Raw genomic sequence first — 24,249 nt, 5'->3', positions numbered from 1 at the left:
GACGGAGGCCGGGTCCAGGTCGAACGTCACGCTCGCTTTACCCGTTCTGCGAGCATGCTGAACATGGAACGAAGAACACATTCAGCTTCACACACTCGCCCGGGGCGGTCAACACTGTTCGCCTACTGATCATCGTGTGGCGCCGCGTGTTCGCTGTGCGCGTGACGGGGCGGCGTGACGGGACGGCGTGGCCGCGGGGCGGGCTCAGAAGAGCCGGGAGTCGCTGTCGTCCACGCCGCGCATCCCGTCGTAGTCCAGGGTCAGGCACGCGATCCCGCGGTCTTCCGCGAGCACCCGCGCCTGGGGCTTGATCAGCTGTGCCGCGTACACCCCGCGCACGGGGGCGAGCAGCGGGTCGCGGTTGAGCAGCTCGAGGTAGCGGGTGAGCTGCTCGACGCCGTCGATGTCGCCGCGGCGCTTGAGCTCGACCGCCACGGTCGTGCCGTCGGCGGCGCGGGCCAGGATGTCCACGGGGCCGATCGCGGTGGGGTACTCCCGGCGCACCAGGGTGTGGCCCGAGCCCAGCAGGTGGATCTGCTCCGCCAGCAGCCGCTGCAGGTCCGCCTCGACGCCGTCCTTGACGAGGCCCGGGTCCACGCCCAGCTCGTGGGAGACGTCCTCGTGGATCTCGAAGAGCTGGATCACCAGGCGGTCGTCGCTCTTGGCGGCCTGGACCGTCCAGGTCTGCAGGACGCCCTCGGCGGCGAGCTCGGGCTCGGGCTCGGCCACGTGCAGGCGCGCGGGCGGGCTCATCCAGTTCAGGGGCTTGTAGCTGCCGCCGTCCGAGTGGACGAGCACGGAGCCGTCGGCCTTCACGACCAGCAGGCGGCGGGCGGCGGGCAGGTGGGCGCGCAGACGCCCTTCGTAGTCGACGGAACAATCGGCAATGACGAGACGCACCGGACCAGCCTAGCGAACCGCCGTGGCGGCCCGCGCCGGGGAGCGTGTGAGAGAATCCGACCGTGCCGCGCTCGAACCACTCCTCGCGAGGCCGCCGGGCCGGCGGCCCGCCCGACGGTGCCCGCGCGAGCAAGTGGCAGCGCGGGGCGATGCGCGAGCCGTGGTCCGTCGAGCGGGTCCTCGAGCCCGCCCCCGTCGTGGAGCGCGCCCCGGACGGGGACTGGATGGTCCGCCACGTCCGCCCCGCCAACGCCGTGAAGAACTACGTGTGCCCCGGCTGCGGGCGCACCATCCCGCCGGGGATCGCCCACCTCGTGGTGTGGCAGCAGGACTCCCTGCTCGGGGCGCGCAGCGCCTTCGAGGACCGGCGGCACTGGCACGAGCGCTGCTGGCGCACGCGCCGCTGAGCGCACCGGCCGCGCGGTCCGCGCTGGCTAGACTGGCGGGCATGAGCTCCGACCCCGCCGCCCTGGTGTACACGGCCAACCACGACCCCGTCGAGGTCCGGGCCTCGACCGTCCTGCCCGCCCGGCGCGAGAACGTCGAGCTGCGCACGGAGGACGGGCAGACCCTCGTCGGCGAGCTCGCCCTCCCGGCGCGCGGCGAGCCCCGGGGCACGCTCGTGACCCTGCACCCGCTGCCCACGCACGGGGGCTTCATGGACTCCCACGTGTACAAGAAGGCCTCCTACCGCCTGCCCGCGCTCGCCGGCCTCGCGGTGCTGCGCTTCAACCTGCGCGGCACGTCCTCGCCCCGCGGCACCAGCACGGGCGCGTTCGACGGCGGGGACGCCGAGCGGCACGACGTGGACGCCGCCACCGCGTGGGCCGTGGCGCAGGGCCTGCCGAACCGCTGGCTCGTGGGCTGGTCCTTCGGCTCCGAGCTCGTGCTCAAGTACGGGGCGGTGCCCCCGGTCGCGGACCGGGTCGAGGGCGGGATCCTGCTCTCCCCGCCGCTGCACCGCGCCGACGACGCGGACCTCGACCGCTGGGCGGCCTCCGGCAAGCCGCTGCGGGTGCTGGTCCCGGAGCTCGACGACTACCTGCGCCCCGAGGAGGCGGCGCGGCGCTTCACGCGCGTGCCCCAGGCCGAGCTCACCGGCGTGGACGAGGCGAAGCACCTGTGGGTGGGGGAGCGGTTCGTGCAACGGGCGCTGGACGAGATCGCCTCCACGGTCCTGGGCGAGCCGGTGCGACTGCCCACGACGTGGTCCGGGCCCACCGCCAGGGGCCTCTGAGGGGCCCGCGGCGCGCCGGGGCTCAGCGCCGGTCCTGCCGGGGCACGAACACCTCCCGCACGAGCAGCAGCCCGGCCGCGGCGGTCGGGATGGCGATCAGCGCCCCGAGCACGCCCCACAGGGACCCGCCCGCCGCCACCGCGATCACGGCGATGGCCCCCGGCACCGCGACCGCGCGGCGCATGATGCGGGGGGAGACGAAGTAGGCCTCCACCTGCAGGTACGCGAAGTAGCCGACCGCGTAGGGCAGGGCCGTGCCCCAGCCCGCGGTGGCGGCCACGAGGGTGACGAGCACCCCGGCGAGCACCCCGCCCACGAGGGGCACGAACGCGAGCAGGGCCACGAGCAGGGACAGCAGCGCGGCGAACGGCACCCCGGTCGCGAGCATCAGGGCCAGGGCCACGGCCGCGTTGAGCAGGGCCACGCAGGTCTGCCCGATCACGTAGTTGCCGACGCCGCGCACCATCTGGTCGCCCAGCTCCTGCACGCGGGCCCGGCGGGAGGCCGGGGCGAGCCGGTAGGCCCACCGGGTCATCACCGGCAGGGACACCAGGAAGTACAGGCTCAGGGCCAGGACGATGAGCGTCCCGGTGACGACGTTGAGCACCACGGAGCCCAGGCCCACCACGCCGCCGAAGATCCCGCCGAGGAAGTCCCGGTCCGAGCCGATCCTCCCCGACAGCTCCTGCACCCACCGCTCGGCCGAGTCGCGGATCCGCAGGCGGGCGTCCAGCCGCTCGAACGCCTCGGAGCCCAGGAGCCCGTCCACGAGCGCGGGCACGCGCCCCGCCAGCTGCGCGGCCTCGGCGACGATCCGCGGAACCACCAGCACGATGACCAGGCACCCGGCCGCCGCGAGCGCCAGCACGACCAGCGCCACGGCACCGGGCCGGGGCAGGCCCCGGGCCTCGAGCCGGCGCACGAGGGGCTCGAGCCCGAGGGCGAGGAAGGTGGCGGTCACGACCCAGCCCACGAGCGGGCCGACGTTCGCGAGCACCCACCAGCACAGCACGGCGAGGCCCACGCCGACCGCCAGCAGGAACCCCGTCTGCACCGGGCGGGCGGGATCGGGCCACGACGCCGGCCGGCGGGCCGAGGGCGCGCCGGCGTCGGGCGGGACCTCGAAGCGGTGGCGGGGGCGCGGTCCCGGCAGCGGGCGCAGGAAGCGGTCGAGGACCTCGGCGCCGCGCCCGCGGCGGTCCGGGCGGCCCGGCGGCGCGGGCGGCGCGGAGCCCGCGGACGGCACGGACCCGTCGGGCCCCTCGGACGGCTCGGGCGCGGGTGGCGTCATGGCGGCTCCCGGGGAGGTCGGCGTCGTGCCGCGGGCCGGAACCGCCGGGGCCGCACCGGGCCGCAGTCACGCCGGAAGCGTACACCGGGGCGCCCCGGTGGCCGCGCCGCCGCGCGCCGCCGATAATCGACGGGAGACCCCGCCGATCCCCGAGAGGACGCCCCGTGAACGAGTTCCAGCACCAGAACCCGCGCCGCACCGCCGAGACCGCCCCCCAGCCGGAGCCCCCGCTGCCCGCGTCGGTGCGGGGCGCCGTCGACCTGGGCGCGGCCGCGCCCGCCGCGGCCCCCGGCGGGACGGGGGAGCAGGCCGGGGGCGGCTACCGGCGCGAGGTGACGGCCGCGGACTTCCAGGAGGTCGCGCAGCTGTCCACCCGCGTGCCGGTCGTCTTCGCCCTGTGGGCGGGCTTCAGCCAGCAGTCGGTGGCGTTCACCGACGCCCTGGAGCAGGCCGTGGACCGGTACGCCGGCCGGATCCTGCTGGCCTCCGTGGACGCCGAGGCCGTGCCCGAGATCGCCCAGATGTTCCAGGCCCAGTCCGTGCCCACCGTCGTCGCCCTGCTCGGCGGGCGCCCCGTGCCGCTGTTCAACACCACCGTGCCCCCCGAGCAGGTGGTGCAGCTGCTGGACGAGCTGCTCGCGCTCGCGGAGCAGAACGGCATCGCGGGCACCGTCGAGCCGGTGCGCGCGGACGAGCCGGCGCCGCTGCCGCCGCTGCACCAGGAGGCCGTCGACGCGCTCGAGGCGGGCGACCTGGACGGGGCCGAGGCCGCCTACAACCGCGCCATCGCCGAGAACCCGGGCGACCGGGAGGCCAAGCTCGCCCTCGCGCAGGTGCACCTGCTCCAGCGCGTGATGCCGCTGGACGCCGCCGCGGTGCGCGCCGCGGCGGCCGCCGCGCCGGAGGACGTGGCGGCCCAGCTCCAGGTGGCCGACCTCGACGTGTCCGGCGGGCACGTCGAGGACGCCTTCCGCCGCCTGCTGGACCTCGTGCGCCGCACGGCGGGGGAGGAGCGCAACGCCGTGCGGGTCCGCCTGCTCGAGCTCTTCGAGGTGGTCGGCGCGGAGGACCCCCGCGTCGTCGCCGCCCGCGGCGCCCTGATGCGCGCGCTGTTCTGAGCCCGGGCCGCGGGGCCTATCCCCGCCCTCCGGGACACGCGCCGCCGCGCCGGCACCGCCCGGGGGCCCGCCGCGGGGGCGGGCCCCGGGAACGGCCGGTGCGGGCGCCCCGCCACCGCCTCGCCCCGCGCGCCGGGCCTCGCCCCGGGCCCCGCCTGCCTACGCTGGAGGCCATGAGCTCCCCCTTCTCCGCACCGGCCGCCCCGGACCCGTCGGACCCGTCCTCCCGGCAACCGGCCCTGAGCGTGCGCGGGCTCGTCCGGGTCTTCGGGCGCCCGGGCACCCCCGGGGCCAAGGTCGCCGTGGACCGCGTCGACCTCGACGTCCCCCGCGGGTCCTTCTTCGGCCTCGTGGGCCGCAACGGCGCCGGCAAGACCACCCTGCTCTCCATGGCCACGGGCCTGCTGCGCCCCACGGCCGGGACCGTGCGGGTGGCGGGGGTCGACGTGTGGGCGGAGCCGGTCCGGGCCAAGCAGCTCATGGGCGTGCTGCCGGACGGCGTGCACCTGTTCGACCGCCTCACGGGCCGCCAGCTCGTGACCTACGCCGGGCTGCTGCGCGGGATGGACCGGCGCACCGTGGCCGGGCGCACCGAGGACCTCCTCCGGGCGATGGACCTCACGGGCGACGCCGGCACCCAGGTCCAGGACTACTCCGCCGGGATGACCAAGAAGATCGCCCTGGCCGGCGCCCTGATCCACGCCCCGAGCGTGCTCGTGCTCGACGAGCCCTTCGAGTCCGTGGACCCGGTCTCGGCCGCCAACATCCGCGGGATCCTGCACGGGTTCGTCGACGCCGGCGGGACCGTCGTCGTCTCCAGCCACGTCATGGACCTCGTGCAGCGGATGTGCGACCACGTGGCCGTCCTCGACCGGGGCCGCGTGCTGGCCGCCGGCACGGTGGACGCGGTCCGGGCGGGCGCGTCGCTGGAGGACCGGTTCGTCGAGCTCGTCGGCGGGCGCGCCGAGCCGGGGGAGGGGCTGTCGTGGCTGCGCCCGGAGTGAGCCCCGGCCTCGTCCCCGGGGACCTCGCCCCCGGCCGTCCCGGCACCGCGGTGCTGGCCTGGCGGCTGGTCGCCCTCAAGGCCAGGATCCTCGCCAACACCCTCACCCGCAGCACCTGGGTGCTCGTGGGCACCGTCCTGGGCGCGGCCTACTTCGTGTTCCTGCTGGGCGTCGCCGTGGTGGGGCTGGTGCTGCTCGGCGGCCAGGACCTCGCCCTGGTGCGCACGGTGCTCGTGGTCGCCGGGACGGCGGCCGCGCTCGCGTGGTGGCTGCTGCCCGTCCTCGCCTCGCGCGCCGACGCGACCCTGGACCCGGCCCGCCTCGCGCTGCTGCCGCTCACCGTGGGCCAGGTCCAGTGGGGCCAGGCCCTCGGCGCGTTCGTGGGCGTCCCCGGCGCCCTGACGACCGTCGCGCTCCTCGCCTCCCTCGCCTCGTGGCGCGCCTCCGTCCCGGCCGTGCTCGCCGCCCTCGTCTGCCTCCCGCTGGGGCTGGCCCTGCTGGTCACCGGCTCCCGCTGCGTCACGGCCCTCGCCGTGGGCCTCGGCCGGCGCCGCCGCGTCACCGAGGTGCTCTCCCTCGCGGCCCTGCTGGGCCTCGTGCTCCTCGGCCCGATCGTCACCGGCGTGCTGAGCGGGCTCGAGCGCACCTGGGACCGGCTGCCGCAGTGGGCCGGGGTGCTGGCCTGGACGCCGGCCGGCGCCGTGTGGGCCGTGCCCGCGGACGTCGCCGAGGGACGCTGGGCCCAGGCCGCCGCCCGCACGGCGCTCACCCTGCTGACCGTCGCGGCCCTCGTCCTCGGCTGGCGCGCCGCGCAGACCCGGGCGCTGACCACCGCGGCGGGCGAGGGGGTGCGCGGGTCCCGCGCGGGCGCGGGGGCCGGACTGTTCGACCGGGTGCCCGAGCGGCCGTGGGCGGCCGTCGCCGCCCGGTGCCTGCTGTACTGGGTGCGGGACCCCCGCTACTCCGGCGCGCTCGTCGTCGTGCCGGCGATCGCCGCGCTCGTGTGGTTCTCGAGCGCGCAGACCGGCGCCGGCTTCCTGTTCTACGCGCTGGGGCCCATGTTCGCGGCCCTGCTGGCCTACCAGATCTCCGGCGACGTCTCCTTCGACAACACGGCCATGTCCCTGCACGTGCTGACCGGGGTGCGCGGGGTGCACGACCGGGCGGGGCGCGTGCTGGCGCTGGTCGTGGTCGCCGTGCCGCTGTGCACGGTGGGGCTGCTGCTGCCGTTCGTCCTGCACGGCCGGTGGGAGCTGCTGCCCGGCCTGGCCGGGACCACGCTGCTGGCCCTGCTGGGCGGGGCCGGGCTGTCCTCGGTCATGTCCGCCCGCTACACCTACCCCGTCGCGGTGCCCGGCCAGTCCCCGTTCAAGACCCCGCAGGGCTTCACCGTGCTCAACGTGCTCGTGCAGTTCGCGGCCCTCGCCCTGATCCTCGTGCTCGTCCTCCCGGCCGCCGCGCTGGTGCTCGTCCAGCTCGTCACCGGGGACGCGGCCTGGGGCTGGGCGGCGCTGGGCGCCGGGGCGGTCCTGGGCCCGCTGCTGTGCGCGGGCGGAGTGGTGCTCGGCGGGCGCTGGTACGACCGGCGGGCCCCCGAGCTGCTCCAGGAGGTCGCGCAGTTCCGCTGACCCGCGCCCGGCCGGCGCCGCGGCCCGGGCACGGGCGGCGGCGGCGACGGGGTAAACTGGCGCGCATGGACCTCCTCGCAGCGGCGACCACCGGCACCCCGACGAACGGACTGGACGACAGCCCCTACGGCACCGATCCGGCGCGGCCCGCGGGCGGCACCTCGACGATCGAGCGCGAGGAGACCCGCCAGGTGCAGGAGCCGGGCGACCACGAGCGCTTCGCGCACTACGTGCGCAAGGAGAAGATCATGGAGTCCGCCCTCTCCGGCGAGCCCGTGATCGCCCTGTGCGGCAAGGTCTGGACCCCGGGCCGGGACCCGCAGCGCTTCCCGGTCTGCCCCACCTGCAAGGAGATCTACGAGGGCCTGCGCCCGGGCAAGGACGACGGCGACCAGCAGGGCTGAGCCTCCCGCCCGCGACGAAGCGCCCGCCGACGGCGGGCGCTTTTGCGTGGCGCCCCGCACCCCGCCGCGGCCACGAGGCCGCGGACCACGAGCGAAAGGACGACGCCAGAGTGTCCCAGGACGACCAGCTGTCCTTGTTCGGTGCCGCCGCCGACCTGCCCCCGGCCTACCCCGACCGCGCCGCGTGGGGCACCGCCCCCCGGCTGCGCGCCTGGCAGGCGGAGGCCCTGCAGCGCTACTTCGAGGCCCAGCCGCAGGACTTCATGGCCGTGGCGACCCCCGGCGCCGGCAAGACCACCTTCGCGCTGCGCGTCGCGAAGGAGCTCTTCGACCGCGGGACGGTCAACCGGATCACGGTGGTGACCCCCACCGACCACCTCAAGCGGCAGTGGGCGGACGCGGCCGCCCGCGTGGGTCTTGCGATCGACCCCAACTTCAAGAACGCGGACGGCTCCCACGGCCGCGACTACGTCGGCGCGGCCGTGACCTACTCGCAGGTGGCCATGAAGCCGCTGCTGCACCGGGCCCGCACCGAGGCGGGGCGCACGCTCGTCATCATGGACGAGATCCACCACGCCGGCGACTCCCTGACCTGGGGCGACGGGCTGCGGGAGGCGTTCGACCCCGCGGTGCGCCGGCTCTCCCTCACCGGCACCCCCTTCCGCTCGGACACCGCCCCGATCCCCTTCGTGCGCTACGCCGAGGACGCCGACGGCATCCGCCGCTCGTCCTCCGACTACACCTACGGCTACGGCGACGCCCTCAGGGACCACGTGGTCCGGCCCGTGATCTTCCTGGCCTACTCGGGGCAGATGCGCTGGCGCACGAGCGCGGGCGAGGAGATGGGCGCGGAGCTCGGCGAGGGCTTCACGAAGGACATCACCGCCCAGGCGTGGCGCACCGCGCTGGACCCCAACGGGCAGTGGATCCCCTCCGTGCTCCAGGCGGCGGACCAGCGCCTGACCGAGGTGCGCCGCACCGTGCCCGATGCCGGGGCCCTCGTGATCGCCACCGACCACCAGGACGCCAAGGCCTACGCCGAGCAGCTGCGGCGGATCACGGGGGAGAAGCCCACCGTGGTGCTCTCCGACGACAAGACCGCGTCGGACAAGATCGACGAGTTCTCCTCCGGGGACGGGCGCTGGATGGTCGCCGTGCGCATGGTCTCCGAGGGCGTCGACGTCCCGCGCCTGGCCGTGGGCGTCTACGCGACGTCGACGTCGACGCCGCTGTTCTTCGCGCAGGCCGTGGGCCGCTTCGTGCGCGCCCGCAGGCGCGGGGAGACCGCCTCGGTCTTCCTCCCGTCCGTGCCCGCGCTGATGAACCTGGCCAACGAGATGGAGGCCGAGCGCGACCACGCCCTCGACCGGCCCTCCGCCGCCGAGCAGGGCCTGCCCGCGGACCCCATGGAGGAGGGCTGGGACGACGACCTGCTCGCGGCCGCCAACCGCGAGGAGAAGGCGTCCTCGGAGCTGGCGAAGGGCCGGTTCGAGGCCCTCGGGTCGGACGCGTCCTTCCACGGCGTCCTCTTCGACGGCGGCGCCTTCGGCGGCGGCGTGGCCGTGGGCTCCGAGGAGGAGGCCGACTTCCTGGGCATCCCCGGCCTGCTCGAGGCGGACCAGGTCTCCGAGCTGCTGCGCGAGCGGCAACGCCGGCACGCGCGCCGGCGCTCGGCGGCCGGGGCGGCGCCGCAGCAGCCGGCGGTGCCCGACCACCGCCGGCTCAAGGAGCTGCGGGCCACGCTGTCGAAGAACGTCTCCGCGTGGGCGTCCCGCACCGGCACCCCGCACGGCGTGGTCCACAACGAGCTGCGCCGGGTCTGCGGCGGGCCCGCCGTGGCGCAGGCCAACGAGGCCCAGCTCGAGGCGCGCGTGAAGAAGCTCCAGGACTGGTTCATCGGCCGCCGGTGAGCGGCCCGGCCGGTCAGGACCGGACGATCTCGACCCCCGCGTCGGCGAGCTCCTCCAGGGCCTGCTCGGTGGTCAGCGCGGTGACCCCCGCCGTCAGGTCCACGAGCACCCGCGTGTCGTAGCCGGCCTCGACCGCGTCCAGGGCCGTGGCCCGCACGCAGTGGTCGGTGGCGAGGCCCACGATGTCCACCGCCTCGATCCCGTGCTCGCGCAGCCAGTCGTCGAGGCTGACGTCGTCCTCCTCCACGTCCTCGTCGTCGCCCATGGGCACGTCGGCGTCCGGGGCGAGGAGGCCCTCGAAGGCCGAGTACGCGGCGTCGTGCTCGCCCTTGCGGAACCACGCCTGGATCCAGTCCGTGTCCAGGTCCGGGTGCGGCTGGGCGCCGCGGGAGTCCGCCACGCAGTGCACCGGCCACGAGTCCACGAAGTCCGGCTCGTCCGAGAAGTGCGCTCCCGGGTCGACGTGCCAGTCCTGGGTCGCGGCGATCACGGCGTAGTCGCCGTGGTGGTGCTCGAGGTGCTCGGAGACGGCGGCGGCGATCTCCGCGCCCCCGGCGACGGGCAGCGACCCGCCCTCGCAGAAGTCCTTCTGCACGTCGACGACGATCAGTGCGGTCCTCATGACGTTCCTCCTCGGTGGGTTGGGGCTCGGTGGGGTGGGGCTCGGTGGGGTGGGGCTCGGTGGGGTGGGGCTCGGTGGGGTGGGGCTCGGTGGGGTGGGGCCCGGCGGGAGCGGGCCCGGCGGGAGCGGGCCCGGCCGGATCACGTCCGGGGCGCGGCGCCGGTCAGGCCCGCGCCTCCGGCTCGATGACGGTCGGGATGACGGGGTCGCCCTCGCTGAGCCGGCGCGCGGAGGCCGGCAGCTCGGCCACGGACGCGGCGTGGCGCTCCCGGGCCCGCACGACGCCCTGTGCGCCGGTCCACCCGTCGAGCAGCTCGCCGTCCCGGACGAACTCCTGCAGCAGCGGCCGGTCGTCGCCGTCGTCGCCGGGCACGCGGCCGATGCCCACCAGCTCGTGGGTGGCGGTGCCCTGCTCGTCGCGGCGGCGCAGCGCGTACTTGCGCCCGCCCACCGACGCCTTGCCCTTGGCGGCCTTGGCCACCGGCTGCAGCTCGCCGGAGGAGTCCTCCCGCGCCACGAGCTTGTAGACCATCGACGACGTCGGGGCGCCCGATCCGGTGACGACCCGCGTGCCCACGCCGAACGCGTCCACAGGGGCGGCGTTGAGGGACGCGATCGCGTACTCGTCGAGGTCCGAGGTGACGGTGATGCGGGTACCCGTGTTGCCCAGCCCGTCGAGCAGCTCCCGGACCCAGGCGGCCTGGGCGACGAGGTCGCCGGAGTCGAGGCGCACCCCGCCCAGCTCGGGCCCGGCGAGCGCGACGGCCTTCCGGACCGCCGCCTCGACGTCGTAGGTGTCGACGAGCAGGGTGGTGCCCCGGCCCATCGACTGCAGCTGGGCGCGGAAAGCCTCCTCCTCCGAGTCGTGCAGGAGGGTGAAGGAGTGCGCCGCCGTGCCCACGGTCCGCAGGCCGTAGCGCAGGCCGGCCTCGAGGTTCGACGTCGAGTCGAAACCGGCGATGACCGAGGCCCGGGCCGCGGCGACCGCCGCCTCCTCGTGGGCCCGCCGCGAGCCCATCTCGATGCAGGGCCGCCCCGCCGCCGCCCCCACCATGCGGGAGGCCGCCGAGGCCACGGCGCTGTCGTAGTTGAGCACCGACAGGAAGTACGTCTCGAGGATGCAGGCCTCCGCGAACGTGCCCTCGACCACGAGCACCGGGGAGTGCGGGAAGTACGTCTCGCCCTCGGCGTAGCCCGCGATCGAGCCCGTGAAGCGGAAGTCCGCCAGGAAGTCGAGGGTCGGGCCGTTGACCACGCCCGTGTCCGCGAGGAAGCGCAGCTGCTCCTCCCGGAAGCAGAAGCTCTCCAGGCCCTCGAGGAGCCGGCCGGTGCCGGCCACCACGCCGTAGCGGCGCCCGGCCGGCAGCCGCCGGGCGAAGACCTCGAAGACGCTGCGCCGGTGGGCGGTGCCCGCGTGCAGGGCCGCCTGCAGCATGGTCAGCTCGTAGTGGTCGGTCATCAGGGACGTGGGCGGCGGGGCCCACCCGCGGGTGCGCTGGTTCACGGGCACCACTCTAGCCACGGCCCGGCGCCGGGGGCCCGCGGTGCCGGACCGGACGGATGTCGCTACGATGGACGGACCATGCACCGCACCGTCGCCGCGGCCGTCCGCGCCGCCCCCGCCCCCGTCGCGTCCGCGACCGCCGTCCTGCCGGACGCGGACACCCGCACCGAGAGCACCGCCTCCGAGGCCGTGGAGACCGAGCGGCCGTGGAACGTGGTCGTGTGGGACGACCCGGTCAACCTCATGAGCTACGTGACCTGGGTGTTCCGCTCCTACTTCGGCTACCCGGAGGAGAAGGCGCGCGGCCTCATGCTCGAGGTCCACCACAGCGGGCGCTCCGTCGTGGCCAGCGGCTCCCTCGAGGAGGCCGAGACCCACACCGCGGCCCTGCACGGCTTCGGGCTGTGGGCCACCTTCGAGCATGCCGGGGGCCGGTGATGGCGCAGGGGTTCCGCTCCACCCGCAAGGGCATCGCCGCACGGTTCGAGCCGGCGGAGAAGGAGCTGCTGCGCAAGCTCTTCGCCGACGTCGCCGAGGCCCTCGCCCCCGACCAGCCCGTCTCCGAGGACCCGCTCGAGCGGCTGCTCGGCGTCTCGGGCGACGCCGCCACCCCCGAGGACTCCGCGCTGCGGCGGCTGCTGCCGGACGCCAGCCCGGACCCGGAGCGGGCCGCCGAGTTCCGCCGGTACACGGAGCGGGGGCTGCGCGAGGCGAAGATCGGGGCGCTCCAGCAGGCCGCGCTGGCGCTGGAGGCCGAGCCCGTGCGGCTGGACCCCGACCAGGCCCAGGCCTTCGGCCGCGCGCTCAACGACGTGCGCCTCGTGCTCGCGGACCGGCTGGGCATCCGCAGCGAGGAGGACGCCGAACGGGTCGGGGAGTACGACGACTGGTCCGCGATCGAGGACGTCGAGACGTACATGTCGCTGCTCTACAACTTCGTCTCCTGGCTGCAGGAGTCCCTCGTGCAGGCGCTGCTCCACGACCTCTCCCGCGACTGACCTGGGCGGGCGTCCGGTCCGGGCCGCCCGCGGGCCCGACGTGACAGGCATCACGCCGTCGCGCTCCCCGTGGGGTTTTGGGCCGGGACGCGCCCGGGGCTACTCTCTTGTCGATATGCAGGATGACGACGTCTACGGGGCCGACGCCCCCGCCGCGAGCGGCCCCAACCCCGGTTCACCCATCGGCGTGTTCGACTCGGGGGTGGGCGGGCTGACCGTTGCCCGGGCGATCATCGACCAGCTGCCCCACGAGGAGATCGTCTACGTCGGGGACACGGCCCACGGGCCCTACGGCCCGCTGCCGATCGCCGAGGTCCGCGCCCACGCGCTGCGGATCATGGACGAGCTGGTGGACTCCGGGGTGAAGCTGCTGGTCATCGCGTGCAACACGGCCTCGGCCGCGGTGCTGCGCGACGCCCGCGAGCGCTACACCCGGGTCTACGGCATCCCCGTGGTCGAGGTCATCCAGCCGGCGGTGCGCCGGGCGGTCGCCTCCACCCGCAACGGGCGGATCGGCGTGATCGGCACGGCGGCCACGGTCGGCTCCCGCGCCTACGACGACACCTTCGCGGCCGCCCCCCACCTGGAGCTGCGCTCCGTGGCCTGCCCCGCCTTCGTCGACTACGTGGAGGCCGGGGTCACCACCGGCCCCGACCTGCTCGCGACGGCCGAGCGCTACCTCGACCCCCTGCGCCGCGCCGAGGTGGACACCCTCGTGCTGGGCTGCACCCACTACCCGCTGCTGACCGGCGTCATCTCCTACGTCATGGGCGACACCGTGACGCTCGTCTCCAGCGCGGAGGAGACCGCCAAGGACGTCTACCGTGCGCTCGTCGGCCACGGGCTCGAGCGGGACCCGGGCCTGCCCGCCCGCCACGAGTTCCTGGCCACCGGGGACGCGGCGTCCTTCGAGGTGCTGGCCCGGCGGTTCCTGGGCCCAGAGGTCACCCGGGTCCGGCACACGAGCTCCGTGGCCGAGCAGTTCCCCACCGGCTCGCTCGCCCGGATCACCCCCGAGATGATCGGGGGCTCGGGAGCTCCCGCCCCCTGAGCAGCCCGGCGGCCGGTGCGGCCGCCGTCCCACCGGTCCCTCTGGAAGGCCCAGCCCATGAAACTCACCATCATCGGATGCACCGGCTCCTTCGCCGGGCCCGATTCACCGGCGTCCTGCTACCTGGTCAGCGGCGAGGACGCCGAGGGCCGGACCTGGCGCGTGCTGCTGGACATGGGCAACGGCGCCCTGGGCGTGCTGCAGCGCCACATGGACCTGCACGACATCGACGCCGTGCTCGTGAGCCACCTGCACCCGGACCACTGCATCGACCTCGCGGGGCTGCACGTGGCCATCAAGTGGGACCCGCGCGGGTGGGGCGCCGCCCGGATCCCGCTGTGGGCCCCGTCCGGGCTGCACGAGTACCTCGCGCGCACGCACGGGCTCCCGGCCGAGCCCGGGATGCACGGGGAGTTCGACTTCCGCACCTGGTCGCCGGAGCAGCCGGTGCGCGTGGGCCCGTTCACGGTCACCCCCTTCGCGGTGCAGCACCCGACGCCCGAGGCCTACGCCCTGCGGATCGACTTCGACGGCCCCGCCGGGCCCAGCACCCTGGCCTACTCGGGCGACACCGACAGCTGCGCGGGGCTGCTGCGGGCCGCCCGCGGCGCCGACGTCTTCCTGTGCGAGGCCGCCTACCAGGAGGGCCGCGACGACGCCCTGCGCGGCATCCACCTCACGGGCCGCCGCGCGGCGGAGGCCGCCCGGGACGCGGGCGCGCGCAAGCTGCTGCTGACCCACCTGCCGGTGTGGAACTCGCCGACCCGGGCGGTCGAGGAGGCCCAGGAGGTCTACGAGGGGCCGATCGGGGTGGCCGAGCCGGCCTACACCTACCGCATCGTGCGCGCCCCCGCGGGCAGTCCCGCGTGCCGCCCGGCCACGCCCGTCGGGCCGTGACGGCCCCCGACCCCGGCGCCCGGCCCGGGGCCCGGCCGGGGCCGCGGCCCGGGGGTAAGGTGGAGGTCATGGATTCCCCAGTCGACCCGACCGCACCGGCCCCCTCCACCCCGGCGGTGATCCGGGCCGACGGCCGCTCGCCGGACGAGCTGCGGCCCATCACCATCACCCGCGGCTGGTCCCAGCAGGCGGAGGGCTCGGCGCTCATCGAGTTCGGCAGCACCCGGGTGCTGTGCACGGCCTCCGTGACCGAGGGCGTCCCGCGCTGGCTCAAGGGCGAGGGCCGCGGCTGGGTCACCGCCGAGTACGCGATGCTCCCGCGGGCCACCTCCACGCGCTCCGCGCGGGAGTCCGTCAAGGGCAAGATCGGCGGTCGCACCCACGAGATCTCCCGGCTCATCGGCCGGTCCCTGCGCTCGGTCATCGACCTCTCCGCCCTGGGCGAGAACACCGTGGTCCTGGACTGCGACGTCCTCCAGGCCGACGGCGGCACCCGCACCGCCGCGATCACCGGCGCCTACGTGGCCCTGGCCGAGGCCGTGGCCTGGGCCCGCGCCGAGGGGCTGATCGCCCGCCGCGCGCAGCCGCTGACCGACACGGTCGCGGCCGTGTCCGTCGGGATCATCGACGGCGTGCCGATGCTCGACCTGCCCTACGTCGAGGACGTCCGGGCCGAGACGGACATGAACGTGGTCGTCACCGGCTCCGGGGACTTCGTGGAGGTGCAGGGCACGGCCGAGGGCGCCCCCTTCGACCGGGCCGAGCTCGACGCGCTGCTGGACCTCGCGCTCGCGGGTTGCGGCCAGCTGACCCAGATCCAGGTGGAGACCCTGCGGGAGGCCACCCGTGACTGAGCACGACGGCGCCCGTGTGGTGCTCGCGACCCGCAACCCCGGCAAGCTCGCCGAGCTGCGGGAGATGATCGCGGCCGCGTTGCCCGGCGCCGACGTCGAGCGGCTCGTGGTCGACGCGGCCGCGGCCGGCGCCCCCGACGTCGTCGAGGACGGCACGACCTTCGAGGCCAACGCCCTGCTCAAGGCCCGCTCGGCGGCCGCCGCGACGGGCCTGATCGCGGTGGCCGACGACTCCGGGCTGGCGGTGGACGTGCTGGGCGGCGCCCCCGGGATCTTCTCCGCGCGCTGGTCCGGCCGGCACGGCGACGACCCCGCGAACCTGCGCCTGCTGCTCGACCAGCTCTCCGACGTCCCCGACGCCCACCGCGGCGCGCAGTTCGTGTGCGCCGCCGCGCTCGTGACCCCGCACGGCTTCGAGCACGTCGAGCTCGGGGTCCTGCGGGGGACGCTGCTGCGCGAGCCGGTGGGGGAGGGCGGGTTCGGCTACGACCCCGTGCTGCTCCCCGAGGGCTCCGCGCGCTCCGTGGCGCAGCTGTCCCGAGAGGAGAAGAACGCCGTCAGCCACCGCGGCCGCGCCATGCGGGCGCTGCTGCCGCACCTCGTGGCGGTCCTGCCCGACCCCGACCCGCTCTGATCCCGCCCGAGCCGAGAAGAAGCCCATGCCCTGGTCCTCGCTCCAGCACCTGCCGTTCGCCGGCGCCGTCGACGCCGTCCTGGCCGCGGCGGGAGTGAGCGTGGAGCGCACCGAGTGGGAGGTGCACGCGGGCGGGTCCGCCCACGTCGTGGTGAACGTGGGGCACGTGATCTCCGTGCGGATCGCGAAGAACCCGACCGTCGTCTCCCACGTCGAGCGCCGCACCCAGGTGCTGCGCCGGCTGCCCCGGTTCTCCTTCGCCACGCCGCGCCCGCTCACGGACGTGGTCGTGGCCGACGGCTACACCGGGGTGGGGCTCACCTGGCTGCCGGGGGCCCCGCACCCGCCGGGGCACGTGGACCCGGCCGTGCTGCACCGGGTGCTCACCGAGCTCGCCGAGGTCGACGCCTCCGGCTTCGCCGGCTTCCTCGACCGGCCCGGCCAGCACTGGGGCGGGCACCGCCGCCGCCACGTGCTCATCGACGAGGTCATCCCCCGGCTGCTGCCCCGCAACCGGGAGGCCGCCCTGCAGGCCGTGGCCGAGCTCGCCGCCCTGCCGACCGTGGCGCCCACCCTGGTGCACGGGGACCTCATGGGCCACAACATGCTGTGGCAGGACGAGGAGCTGACGGGGGTCATCGACTGGGACCACGCCTGTCTCTACGACCCCGCGCACGACGCCGCGTCGCTGGGGCTGTGGTACGGCTGGGACGCCCTGCGGGGCGCGGTCTCCGAGACCGTCTACGAGCGCGCCCAGCTGCACGCCCGCACGTTCCCGCTGCAGGCCGTCGCGTACGCGCTGCACCACGATCTGGACACGGCCCAGGTCAACCAGGCCGTCGCCCGCGCCGACGAGTGGATCGAGACGAACCTGCGGGGCGCGCACGCCTGAGCGGGCCGCAGTAGGCTGTTGCGGTGCCACTCCCTGCCTTCCCCCCGACGACCACCGCGCCGACCCCCGCGCCGACTTCTGCGGCGACCACCGCACCGACGACGGTGCCTGGCTCCCTCGACTTCACGGCCATCGACTTCGAGACCGCCAACCGCTTCATCGGCTCCCCGTGCGCGGTGGGCCTGGTGCGGGTCCGGGACGGCGTCGTGGTGGAGGAGCGCTCGGCGTACATGCGCCCGCCGCGCACCCGCTCCGGCTTCGACCCCGGCAACACGCGCATCCACGGGATCACGGAGCGCACGGTCGCCGGGCACCCGGTGTTCGACCAGCTGTGGCCGCGGATCGAGGCCTGGATCCTCGCGGAGAACCCCGACGAGCTGGTCGTCGCGCACAACGCGGTCTTCGACATGGGGGTGATCCGCGCCGCGTGCGCCGAGACCGGGACGGTCCACGCCCCGCTGGCCTACGCGTGCAGCCTGGCCCTCGCGCGGCGCGGCTACGACCTGCCGTCCTACGCGCTGCCGCGCGCCGCCGAGGCGGCCGGCGTCGCGCTGGAGCGCCACCACGACGCCCTCGAGGACGCCCGGGCGTGCGCGGGGATCGTGGTGGACCTCGTCCGCCGGGCGGGCGCCGGGACAGTGCACGAGCTGCTCACGGGCGTGGGCCTGGCGGTCAGGCGGCTGGTGCCCCCACTTCCCTGAGCCACCGCCGGGCGGCCTCCGCCACGACCTCGCGGGCGTCCAGCCGCGCCAGCCACCGCTGGGGCAGGGCTCCTGTCCCGAGGACGGCCGCGAGGACCGCCCCGGCCACGGCGCCGGTCGAGTCCGAGTCGCCGTCGTGGGCCACGGCGAGGCCCACGCCGCGCCGGAACACCGCCTGCGGGTCCGCCGCGGCCGGGTGCTCGGCCTCGGCGCGCAGGGCCGCCCACACTCCGACGGCCAGGGCCTCCGGCGCGGTCCAGCCCTCGCCGAGCAGCCGGGTGAGCTCGCCCGGCTCCAGCGGGCCCTCGCCGGCGGCGCGCACGGCGTCGTCGAGCAGGCGCAGGGTCTCGGCCACCGGGCGGGTGAGCTGCCCGGCCACCGCGCGGGCGGCGGCGACCGCCGCGGCCACGGGCCGCTCCACGCCCTCCCGGCGGGCGCGGACCGCGGCGTGGACCACGAACGCGTACACGGCCGCCGCGGACTGCGCCTCGGGGTGGCCGTGGGTGAGGGCCGCCCCGTTGATGGCCAGCGGCGCCAGCGTGCGCCAGCCGACGTGGGGGAGCAGCCCGAAGGGGGCCGAGCGCATCACCGTGCCGCAGCCCTTCGCGTCCGGCAGGATCGGGCGCTCGACCTCGCCCATCCGCCCGGAGCGCAGCGACGTCAGCACCGCGTTGCCCGGCGCACGGCGGGCGTGGAGCACCTCGTGGGCGTCGAGCCAGCGCGGCAGGGGCTGCGGGGCCTCGGCCGGGACGGGCTCGCCCTGGGTGCGCAGCCAGCGCAGGTAGGCCAGCCACAGGCACGCGGTCTCGTCGGCGGGCTGGCCCTCGTTGGCCCACTCGACGACCTCCTGGAGGGCGTCGAGGGTGTAGAGCGACATCTGGGTGTCGTCGGAGATCCGCAGCCGCCCGGCGTCGTCGTCGCTGCCGGCGTGGTCGCTGCGGGGGGCGCCGCCGCCGGGGTCGTCGAGCCCGCCCAGCCCGTCCGGGCCGAAGCGCTCGGCGAGCTCGGCGTGGCGGAGGAACTCGACGCGGTAGCCCACGGCGTCGCCGAGGGCGCCGCCGAACAGGGCCGCCCGCACGGAGTCGGCGTACTCCGGCCAGGTCGGGTCGAGGCCGGCGTCGGGCTGGAGCAGGGGTGCGGGCATGCGGTCAGTGTATCGGGGGACGCGCCGGGTTCCCGTTCAAGAATGCTTCAGCCGGCCGTGGTTGCATGGGGAGGGCGCCCGCGCGCCTGCACCCTCCGACCGACACCCCGGCGCACCCCCTCGCGCCGCCCCGACCCAGGAGCCCCCATGACCGAGCACGGATCCACCGCCCTCGGCGGCGCCCCCGCCCAGCCCGTTGCCGCCGACCCCGTCACCACCGACCCCGTTGCCGCCCGGCCCGCCCCGGCGACCGGCCTCGTGGCCCCCGTCCCGGGCTCCCTGCGCAAGGAGACGGCCCCCGTGGACGACGCGGACGCCCCGTCCGCGCCGGCGCGCTGGGCCGCCGAGTTCGCCGGCACCGCCCTGCTGGTCTTCGCGGGCCTGGGCGCCGGGATGTTCGCGACCGAGGTCGTCGACTCCGCGCTCGGCTTCGGGCTGGGCCTGCTCGCCGCCCTGGTCGCCTTCGGCCACGTCTCCGGCGGCCACTTCAACCCCGCCGTGACCCTCGCCGCCGTCGTGGCGGGGCGGACCCCCGCACGCGCCGCGATCGGCTACGTCGCCGCCCAGGTCCTGGGCGCGCTCGCCGCCGCCGGCGTGCTGCGGGCCGTCCTCGGCACCCTGCTCGACGGCGCCACCACCGCCCAGGTGCTGGGCGCCGTCGCCAACGGCTACGGGGAGAACTCCACGTCCCAGGCGGGCTGGCCCACGGTGCTGCTCGTGGAGTTCGTGGTGACCACCCTGTTCGCGCTCGTGGTCCTCGGCGCCACCTCCCGGCGGGCCAACGCGGCACTGGCGCCCCTGGCGATCGGCGCCGCCCTCGTCCTCCTGCTCACCGTCGCGGCCCCGTTCGACGGCGGATCGCTGAACCCGGCCCGCTCGACCGGCGCGGCCGTGGTGGCCGGCGGGGCGCACCTGCCCCAGCTGTGGCTGTTCTGGGCCGCCCCGCTGCTCGGCGGGCTCGTCGCCGGGCTCGTGCACCGCGTGGCGGACCTCGCCGGCCCGGGCCGCACCCGCACGCGCACCGGTGTCCCGGCCCAGCAGCCCCTCGGGACCGCCGCGGCGGAGTGACCGGGCAGCGCCGCGGCGCTGCCCTGTCCGGCGGTGCCGCTAGATTGACCGCATGCGCTTCCTCCACACCTCGGACTGGCACCTGGGACGGTCCTTCCACGGGCAGGGCACCCTCGAGGTGCAGCGGGCCGTGCTGGCCGAGCTCGTCGGCTGGGTCCGCGAGCACGCCGTCGACGTCGTCCTCGTCCCCGGGGACGTCTACGACCAGGCCCAGCCCCGCGCGGAGGTCGTGGAGCTGCTCGGCGGGGCGCTCGCGGACCTGCGCGCGGCGGGCGCCCAGCTGGTCCTCACCAGCGGCAACCACGACTCCGCCATGCGCCTGGGCTTCGGGGGGCCCCTGCTCGAACCGGGTGGGGTGCACCTGCGCACCCGCGTCGAGGACGTCGACCGCCCCGTGGTCCTGCCCGACCCCGCCGGCGGCGCGGTGCTCGTCTACGGGGTCCCGTACCTGGAGCCCCGGGCCGTCGCGACGGCGCTGGGCACCACCCCGGACCACCCCTCGGTGACGGCCGCGGCCCTGGACCGGGTCCGCGCCGACGCCGCGCGCCGCCGGGAGGAGCTCCAGGGTCCCGTGGCCGTGGTCGTCCTCGCCCACACCTTCGCCTCGGGAGCCGCGGGCACGGACTCCGAGCGGGACCTCAACGTCGGCGGGCTGGGCGCCGTCCCGCCGTCCGTCTTCGCCGGCGCCGACTACACGGCCCTGGGCCACCTGCACCGCCGGCAGCTGGTGACGGACACCGTGCGCTACAGCGGCTCCCCGGTGGCCTACTCGTTCTCCGAGACGGACCACCGGAAGGGCGCCTGGCTCGTCGACCTGGCCCCCGGGTCCGCGCCCGAGGTGCGGGCCCTCGACCACGCGCACGGGCACCGGCTCGCCCGGCTGCGCGGCACCCTCGCCGAGCTGCTGGCGGACCCGGCGCTGACGGTGCACGAGGACGCCCTGTGCCAGGTCGTGCTCACCGACGACCACCGCCCGCCCCACCCCATGGACTCCGTGCGCACCCGCTTCCCGCGCACCCTCGAGCTGCGCTTCGAGCCCGCCGCCGCGCCCGAGGACCGGGAGCGCACCTACGCCGCCCGCGTCGCCCGCGCCGAGGGGGCGCTGGAGGTCTGCTCCGCCTTCTACGAGCACGTCCGCCGCCGGCCCGTGGCCGAGGACGAGGCCCGCGTGCTCGGCGCCGTGGTCGAGACCGTCCGGGCGGGGGAGGTGCCCGCGTGAGGCTGCACCGCCTGGAGATCGCCGCGTTCGGCCCCTTCGCCGGCCGGGAGGTCATCGACTTCGAGCCCCTCAACGACGCCGGGCTGTTCCTGCTCAACGGGGTGACCGGTGCGGGCAAGACCAGCGTGCTGGACGCCCTGTGCTTCGCCCTCTACGGCTCCGTGCCCGGCGGGCGCACCCGCAACGCCCTGCGCAGCCACCACGCCGAGCCGACGGCCGCGCCCGAGGTCGAGCTGGAGTTCACGGCGGCCGGGCGCAGGTTCCGGCTCACCCGCTCGCCGTACTGGGAGGCGCCCTCCGCCCGCGCGGCCTCGGGCACGTCCACCCGGCAGGCCAGGGCGCTGCTGGCGGAGCGGGACGCCGGCGGGACGTGGGTGCCGAGGGCGACCCGCCTCGACGACGTCGGGGAGCTCGTCAAGGAGGTCGTGGGGCTGTCCAAGGAGCAGTTCACCCAGGTGATCCTGCTGCCCCAGGGGGAGTTCGCGGAGTTCCTGCGCGCCAGCTCCGCGGACCGGGAGGCCGTGCTCGAGCGGCTGTTCGGCACGGCCTTCTACGAGCGGGTCCAGGAGGAGCTGGCCGCCCGCTCGCGGACCGCCAGGGCCGCGGCCGAGGCCGCCGCCGCGGACGCAGCCCGGCTGGTGCGCGACGCCGGCCGCGAGCTGGCGCACGTCCGCTCCCTCGACGCCGGTCCCGAGCAGGGGCAGGAGGCCGGCGAGGAGGACGCTGAGCAGAGCGGCGAGGACGCCGGTGACCGCGCCGACGGCGGGCCCCCCGGTGCGGGGGCCGGTCCGGAGGCCGCGGGCCCGGCCGTGGCCGCGGTCCGGGAGCGCCTGCTCGCGGCGCTGGCCCGCGCCCGCACCGCCCACGAGCGGCTCGACGGGCGCCTGGCGGACGCCGAGCGACGCGCGAGCGCGCTGCAGGACGAGCTGCGGCTGCGGCAGCGGCTCGCGCAGCTGCGCCGCGAGGAGGACGAGCTCGACCAGCTGCGCCCCGGCGTCGACGAGGACCGGGCGGCCCTCGCCCGTCACCGGGCCGCCGCGCCCCTGCGGATCGTGCTCGACGCCCGGCGCCGGGCCGGGGACGCCCTGGCCGAGGCGCGGGAGCAGCGGGCGGGGATCCTCGCGGAGGCGGCCGCGGACGAGGCGCTGCTCGCGGCCGCCGCCGCCCTGGTGCCCGGGCGCGGGACGGGCTTCGCGGAGGTCGCCGCGGGGCAGCGGCCGCCGGACGAGGCGCTGCGGGCCGCCGCCGACGAGGCCCTCGCCGGCGTCCGCCAGAGCCGGCGGCGGGAGCCCGAGCTCGAGCAGCTCGCGTCCGCCGCAGCGGAGCTCGCCGAGCAGGTCCGGACCGCCGAGCGGACCCGGGCGGGCCTCGACGAGCTCGCGTCCCGGCAGGACGCCGACCGTGACGCCCTCGACCGGGCCGTCGCGGAGCTGGCCCCCCGGGCGGACGCCGCCCCGGACCGGCGCCGCGCCGCCGAGGACGCCGCGCGGGTGCTGGCGGCCTCGCGCGAGCTCGAGGCCGCCGCCGCCCGGGACGAGCAGGAGCGGCAGCGCTACTCCGCGGCCGAGCGCACGCGCCGGGAGGCCGCGCAGGAGGCCGAGCGGCTCCAGCAGCGCCGCTTCGAGGAGGCCGCCGGACTGCTCGCCGCCGATCTGCGGGACGGGGCCCCGTGCCCCGTCTGCGGCAGCGAGGAGCACCCCTCGCCGGCCGGCGCCGCCGGCGGGACCACCGTCTCGGCGCAGGCGCTGGGGGAGGCCCGGGCCCGCCGCGACGCCACGGCCGACGACGCCGAGGCGGCGCGCGGGCGCTACGAGGCCGCGCACGAGGCCGTCGTGCGCCTCCGGGCCGGCGGGGCCACCGACGATCCCGGCGCCGCGCAGGCCGCGGCGCACGAGGCGGCGGCCGAGGCCGACCGGGCGGAGGCCGCCGTGCGCGAGCTCGCCGAGGCCCGGGCCGGCCTGGACCGGCTGCGCGAGGCCCGGGAGCGGACCGATCAGGAGCGCCACGAGGCCGACGTGGCCGGGTCCGCGGCCCGCGCCCGGCTCGAGCAGACGACGGCGCAGCTCGAGGCCCTGGCCGCCGAGCTGACGGCCGCCGCCCAGGGCTTCGCCGGTCTCGCGCACAAGGAGGCCGCCGCCGAGCGGCTGGTCACGGTGCTGGGGCGCGTGGCCCGGGCGCACGACGCGCAGGAGCGCGCCGAGGCGGCCGACGCGGACGCCGCCGCGCAGCTGCGGACCGTCCTGGAGGACTCCGCCTTCGCGGGGGAGGAGGAGCTCGCCCGCGCCCTCCTCGCCCCCGACGAGGCGCAGCGGCGGCAGGAACGGGTCGACGACCTCGACGGACGCGCCCTGCGCGTGGCGGCGGAGCTCTCCACCCCCGAGCTGACCGGTGTGCTGGCGCAGGAGGCCGCCGGCGCGGCCGCTGCGGACCCCGGGGCCCTCGCCGCGGCGCGGGCCGAGCTCACCACCCTGCGCGGGGAGCGCGACGGCAGCACCGGACGGCTCGCGGGCCTGGTGGCCCTCCGGGACCGCCTCGACGGGCTGGCCGCGGAGGCGGCGGAGGCCGACGCCGCGGCCGAGGCCGCCGCCGCCGAGGCCCGCGTGCTGCGCGAGCTCGCGGACACCGCCAACGGCACGTCCTCGGACAACGTCCTGCGCATGACCCTCAACTCCTTCGTGCTCGCCGCTCAGCTGGAGGAGGTCGCCGCCGCGGCCACCGCCCGGCTGGAGCGGATGACGGGCGGACGGTACCGGATCGTGCACACGGACGCCAAGGACGGCGGGCGCAAGTCGGGGCTCGGGCTGCAGATCGAGGACGCGTGGACGAACGCGCGGCGCGGGACCGAGTCCCTGTCCGGCGGCGAGACGTTCATGGCCTCGCTCGCCCTGGCGCTGGGGCTGGCGGACGTGGTCCAGGCGCAGGCCGGCGGGGTGGAGATCGACACGCTCTTCGTGGACGAGGGCTTCGGCAGCCTCGACGAGGAGACCCTCGAGGAGGTCATGGACACCATCGACGGGCTGCGCGAGCGCGGCCGGGTGATCGGCCTCGTCTCCCACGTGCAGGAGATGAAGACCCGGATCCCGCACCAGATCCACGTGCGCCGCTCCCCGGGCGGGTCCACCCTGTCCGTCAGGGTCTGAGCTCCCCGGCTAGGCTGGGTCCCGCACCCGACC

At 76.6% G+C, this 24,249-nt stretch carries 23 protein-coding genes; 18 read left to right on the top strand and 5 right to left on the bottom strand.

All coding sequences use genetic code 11. From position 1 onward, the window contains the following. Window positions 1–204: 204 nt before the first annotated feature. Entirely contained in the window at window positions 205–900 is a 696-nt protein-coding gene (gene nucS, locus ACYSMR_RS03870; RefSeq protein ID WP_251331982.1) for an endonuclease NucS, read from the bottom strand. A gap of 62 nt (window positions 901–962) precedes the next feature. Here nucS and ACYSMR_RS03865 point away from each other — a divergent pair, with 62 nt between their 5' ends. Both ACYSMR_RS03865 and ACYSMR_RS03860 read left to right on the top strand, forming a co-directional pair. Next, window positions 963–1,307, top strand: a complete 345-nt coding sequence (locus tag ACYSMR_RS03865) for an ATP/GTP-binding protein (RefSeq protein WP_251331981.1) — start codon at window positions 963–965, stop codon at window positions 1,305–1,307. Window positions 1,308–1,348: 41 nt separating this feature from the next. Continuing rightward, window positions 1,349–2,137, top strand: a complete 789-nt coding sequence (locus ACYSMR_RS03860) for an alpha/beta hydrolase (protein ID WP_461747430.1) — start codon at window positions 1,349–1,351, stop codon at window positions 2,135–2,137. A gap of 22 nt (window positions 2,138–2,159) precedes the next feature. On the opposite strand, the gene ACYSMR_RS03855 is transcribed toward ACYSMR_RS03860, so the two are convergent. Then, window positions 2,160–3,428 (bottom strand): AI-2E family transporter, encoded by a 1,269-nt coding sequence (locus ACYSMR_RS03855; protein WP_461747429.1) that lies wholly within the window; start codon window positions 3,426–3,428, stop codon window positions 2,160–2,162. Window positions 3,429–3,592: 164 nt separating this feature from the next. On the opposite strand from ACYSMR_RS03855, the gene ACYSMR_RS03850 reads away from it, so the two are divergent. The 5 genes from ACYSMR_RS03850 to ACYSMR_RS03830 all read left to right on the top strand — a co-directional run bounded on the left by ACYSMR_RS03850 (window position 3,593) and on the right by ACYSMR_RS03830 (window position 9,492). Beyond that, window positions 3,593–4,546: a co-chaperone YbbN gene (locus tag ACYSMR_RS03850; RefSeq protein WP_461747428.1), complete on the top strand. Its 954-nt coding sequence runs from the start codon at window positions 3,593–3,595 to the stop codon at window positions 4,544–4,546. Window positions 4,547–4,719: 173 nt separating this feature from the next. Next, the gene (locus ACYSMR_RS03845) at window positions 4,720–5,550 is read left to right on the top strand and encodes an ABC transporter ATP-binding protein (RefSeq protein ID WP_461747427.1); all 831 of its coding nucleotides are present in this window, start codon (window positions 4,720–4,722) and stop codon (window positions 5,548–5,550) included. After that, window positions 5,532–7,178, top strand: a complete 1,647-nt coding sequence (locus tag ACYSMR_RS03840; protein ID WP_461747426.1) for a serine/threonine-protein kinase — start codon at window positions 5,532–5,534, stop codon at window positions 7,176–7,178. Before ACYSMR_RS03845 ends, ACYSMR_RS03840 begins: the two co-directional genes overlap by 19 nt. Window positions 7,179–7,243: 65 nt before the next feature. After that, window positions 7,244–7,582: a DUF3039 domain-containing protein gene (locus tag ACYSMR_RS03835; RefSeq protein WP_251331975.1), complete on the top strand. Its 339-nt coding sequence runs from the start codon at window positions 7,244–7,246 to the stop codon at window positions 7,580–7,582. 110 nt (window positions 7,583–7,692) lie between these two features. Beyond that, window positions 7,693–9,492 (top strand): DEAD/DEAH box helicase, encoded by a 1,800-nt coding sequence (locus tag ACYSMR_RS03830; RefSeq protein ID WP_461747425.1) that lies wholly within the window; start codon window positions 7,693–7,695, stop codon window positions 9,490–9,492. Window positions 9,493–9,505: 13 nt separating this feature from the next. Here ACYSMR_RS03830 and ACYSMR_RS03825 read toward each other — a convergent pair whose 3' ends face one another. Together ACYSMR_RS03825 and ACYSMR_RS03820 are read right to left on the bottom strand one after the other, a co-directional pair. After that, window positions 9,506–10,114 carry an isochorismatase family protein gene (locus tag ACYSMR_RS03825; protein ID WP_251331973.1) on the bottom strand — a complete coding sequence of 203 codons (609 nt, stop codon included), beginning with the start codon at window positions 10,112–10,114 and terminating at the stop codon, window positions 9,506–9,508. A gap of 163 nt (window positions 10,115–10,277) precedes the next feature. Then, complete coding sequence (locus tag ACYSMR_RS03820) at window positions 10,278–11,573, bottom strand: nicotinate phosphoribosyltransferase (RefSeq protein WP_251332077.1); 1,296 nt, start codon at window positions 11,571–11,573, stop codon at window positions 10,278–10,280. A gap of 123 nt (window positions 11,574–11,696) precedes the next feature. Between ACYSMR_RS03820 and clpS the strand changes: the two genes are divergently transcribed. The 8 genes from clpS to ACYSMR_RS03780 all read left to right on the top strand — a co-directional run bounded on the left by clpS (window position 11,697) and on the right by ACYSMR_RS03780 (window position 17,645). Then, window positions 11,697–12,056 carry an ATP-dependent Clp protease adapter ClpS gene (clpS, locus tag ACYSMR_RS03815; RefSeq protein WP_461747424.1) on the top strand — a complete coding sequence of 120 codons (360 nt, stop codon included), beginning with the start codon at window positions 11,697–11,699 and terminating at the stop codon, window positions 12,054–12,056. After that, window positions 12,056–12,616: a DUF2017 domain-containing protein gene (locus ACYSMR_RS03810; protein WP_309125820.1), complete on the top strand. Its 561-nt coding sequence runs from the start codon at window positions 12,056–12,058 to the stop codon at window positions 12,614–12,616. The genes clpS and ACYSMR_RS03810 overlap by 1 nt, the downstream gene beginning before the upstream one ends. 115 nt (window positions 12,617–12,731) lie before the next feature. After that, the gene (murI, locus tag ACYSMR_RS03805; protein ID WP_251331970.1) at window positions 12,732–13,667 is read left to right on the top strand and encodes a glutamate racemase; all 936 of its coding nucleotides are present in this window, start codon (window positions 12,732–12,734) and stop codon (window positions 13,665–13,667) included. A 57-nt stretch (window positions 13,668–13,724) separates the two neighbouring features. Beyond that, complete coding sequence (locus ACYSMR_RS03800; RefSeq protein WP_309125819.1) at window positions 13,725–14,564, top strand: MBL fold metallo-hydrolase; 840 nt, start codon at window positions 13,725–13,727, stop codon at window positions 14,562–14,564. A gap of 68 nt (window positions 14,565–14,632) precedes the next feature. Next, the gene (gene rph / locus ACYSMR_RS03795; RefSeq protein WP_461747423.1) at window positions 14,633–15,418 is read left to right on the top strand and encodes a ribonuclease PH; all 786 of its coding nucleotides are present in this window, start codon (window positions 14,633–14,635) and stop codon (window positions 15,416–15,418) included. Further along, a complete protein-coding gene (rdgB, locus tag ACYSMR_RS03790; RefSeq protein WP_251331967.1) occupies window positions 15,411–16,052 on the top strand; it encodes an RdgB/HAM1 family non-canonical purine NTP pyrophosphatase in 642 nt (213 codons plus the stop codon). Before rph ends, rdgB begins: the two co-directional genes overlap by 8 nt. A gap of 25 nt (window positions 16,053–16,077) precedes the next feature. After that, window positions 16,078–16,944, top strand: a complete 867-nt coding sequence (locus ACYSMR_RS03785; protein ID WP_251331966.1) for a phosphotransferase family protein — start codon at window positions 16,078–16,080, stop codon at window positions 16,942–16,944. A gap of 23 nt (window positions 16,945–16,967) precedes the next feature. Next, a complete protein-coding gene (locus ACYSMR_RS03780) occupies window positions 16,968–17,645 on the top strand; it encodes a 3'-5' exonuclease (protein WP_461747422.1) in 678 nt (225 codons plus the stop codon). Here the strand turns inward: ACYSMR_RS03780 and ACYSMR_RS03775 are convergent. Continuing rightward, entirely contained in the window at window positions 17,617–18,789 is a 1,173-nt protein-coding gene (locus ACYSMR_RS03775; RefSeq protein WP_461747421.1) for an ADP-ribosylglycohydrolase family protein, read from the bottom strand. The genes ACYSMR_RS03780 and ACYSMR_RS03775 overlap by 29 nt on opposite strands. A 147-nt stretch (window positions 18,790–18,936) precedes the next feature. Between ACYSMR_RS03775 and ACYSMR_RS03770 the strand changes: the two genes are divergently transcribed. Genes ACYSMR_RS03770 through ACYSMR_RS03760 form a run of 3 tightly spaced genes read left to right on the top strand, consistent with a single transcriptional unit; the run spans window position 18,937 to window position 24,216 of the window. Further along, the gene (locus ACYSMR_RS03770; protein WP_461747420.1) at window positions 18,937–19,857 is read left to right on the top strand and encodes an aquaporin; all 921 of its coding nucleotides are present in this window, start codon (window positions 18,937–18,939) and stop codon (window positions 19,855–19,857) included. Between the two features lie 52 nt (window positions 19,858–19,909). After that, a complete protein-coding gene (locus tag ACYSMR_RS03765; protein ID WP_461747419.1) occupies window positions 19,910–21,076 on the top strand; it encodes an exonuclease SbcCD subunit D in 1,167 nt (388 codons plus the stop codon). Then, the gene (locus tag ACYSMR_RS03760; RefSeq protein ID WP_461747418.1) at window positions 21,073–24,216 is read left to right on the top strand and encodes an AAA family ATPase; all 3,144 of its coding nucleotides are present in this window, start codon (window positions 21,073–21,075) and stop codon (window positions 24,214–24,216) included. The genes ACYSMR_RS03765 and ACYSMR_RS03760 overlap by 4 nt, the downstream gene beginning before the upstream one ends. The last annotated feature ends 33 nt before the right edge of the window (window positions 24,217–24,249 follow it).

Source organism: Kocuria sp. U4B (assembly GCF_054875615.1).
The sequence above is the reverse complement of the archived record's forward strand: the minus strand, read 5'-3'. Positions and strand labels throughout refer to the sequence as shown.

Excerpts from the sequence above, each read along its gene's own strand:
- ACYSMR_RS03860 (WP_461747430.1), top strand. The coding sequence starts at position 1,349 with ATGAGCTCCGACCCCGCCGCCCTGGTGTACACGGCCAACCACGACCCC.
- ACYSMR_RS03855 (WP_461747429.1), bottom strand. The coding sequence starts at position 3,428 with ATGACGCCACCCGCGCCCGAGCCGTCCGAGGGGCCCGACGGGTCCGTG.
- ACYSMR_RS03845 (WP_461747427.1), top strand. The coding sequence starts at position 4,720 with ATGAGCTCCCCCTTCTCCGCACCGGCCGCCCCGGACCCGTCGGACCCG.
- ACYSMR_RS03835 (WP_251331975.1), top strand. The coding sequence starts at position 7,244 with ATGGACCTCCTCGCAGCGGCGACCACCGGCACCCCGACGAACGGACTG.
- ACYSMR_RS03825 (WP_251331973.1), bottom strand. The coding sequence starts at position 10,114 with ATGAGGACCGCACTGATCGTCGTCGACGTGCAGAAGGACTTCTGCGAG.
- ACYSMR_RS03820 (WP_251332077.1), bottom strand. The coding sequence starts at position 11,573 with ATGACCGACCACTACGAGCTGACCATGCTGCAGGCGGCCCTGCACGCG.
- clpS (WP_461747424.1), top strand. The coding sequence starts at position 11,697 with ATGCACCGCACCGTCGCCGCGGCCGTCCGCGCCGCCCCCGCCCCCGTC.
- ACYSMR_RS03810 (WP_309125820.1), top strand. The coding sequence starts at position 12,056 with ATGGCGCAGGGGTTCCGCTCCACCCGCAAGGGCATCGCCGCACGGTTC.
- murI (WP_251331970.1), top strand. The coding sequence starts at position 12,732 with ATGCAGGATGACGACGTCTACGGGGCCGACGCCCCCGCCGCGAGCGGC.
- ACYSMR_RS03800 (WP_309125819.1), top strand. The coding sequence starts at position 13,725 with ATGAAACTCACCATCATCGGATGCACCGGCTCCTTCGCCGGGCCCGAT.
- rph (WP_461747423.1), top strand. The coding sequence starts at position 14,633 with ATGGATTCCCCAGTCGACCCGACCGCACCGGCCCCCTCCACCCCGGCG.
- ACYSMR_RS03785 (WP_251331966.1), top strand. The coding sequence starts at position 16,078 with ATGCCCTGGTCCTCGCTCCAGCACCTGCCGTTCGCCGGCGCCGTCGAC.
- ACYSMR_RS03775 (WP_461747421.1), bottom strand. The coding sequence starts at position 18,789 with ATGCCCGCACCCCTGCTCCAGCCCGACGCCGGCCTCGACCCGACCTGG.
- ACYSMR_RS03770 (WP_461747420.1), top strand. The coding sequence starts at position 18,937 with ATGACCGAGCACGGATCCACCGCCCTCGGCGGCGCCCCCGCCCAGCCC.
- ACYSMR_RS03765 (WP_461747419.1), top strand. The coding sequence starts at position 19,910 with ATGCGCTTCCTCCACACCTCGGACTGGCACCTGGGACGGTCCTTCCAC.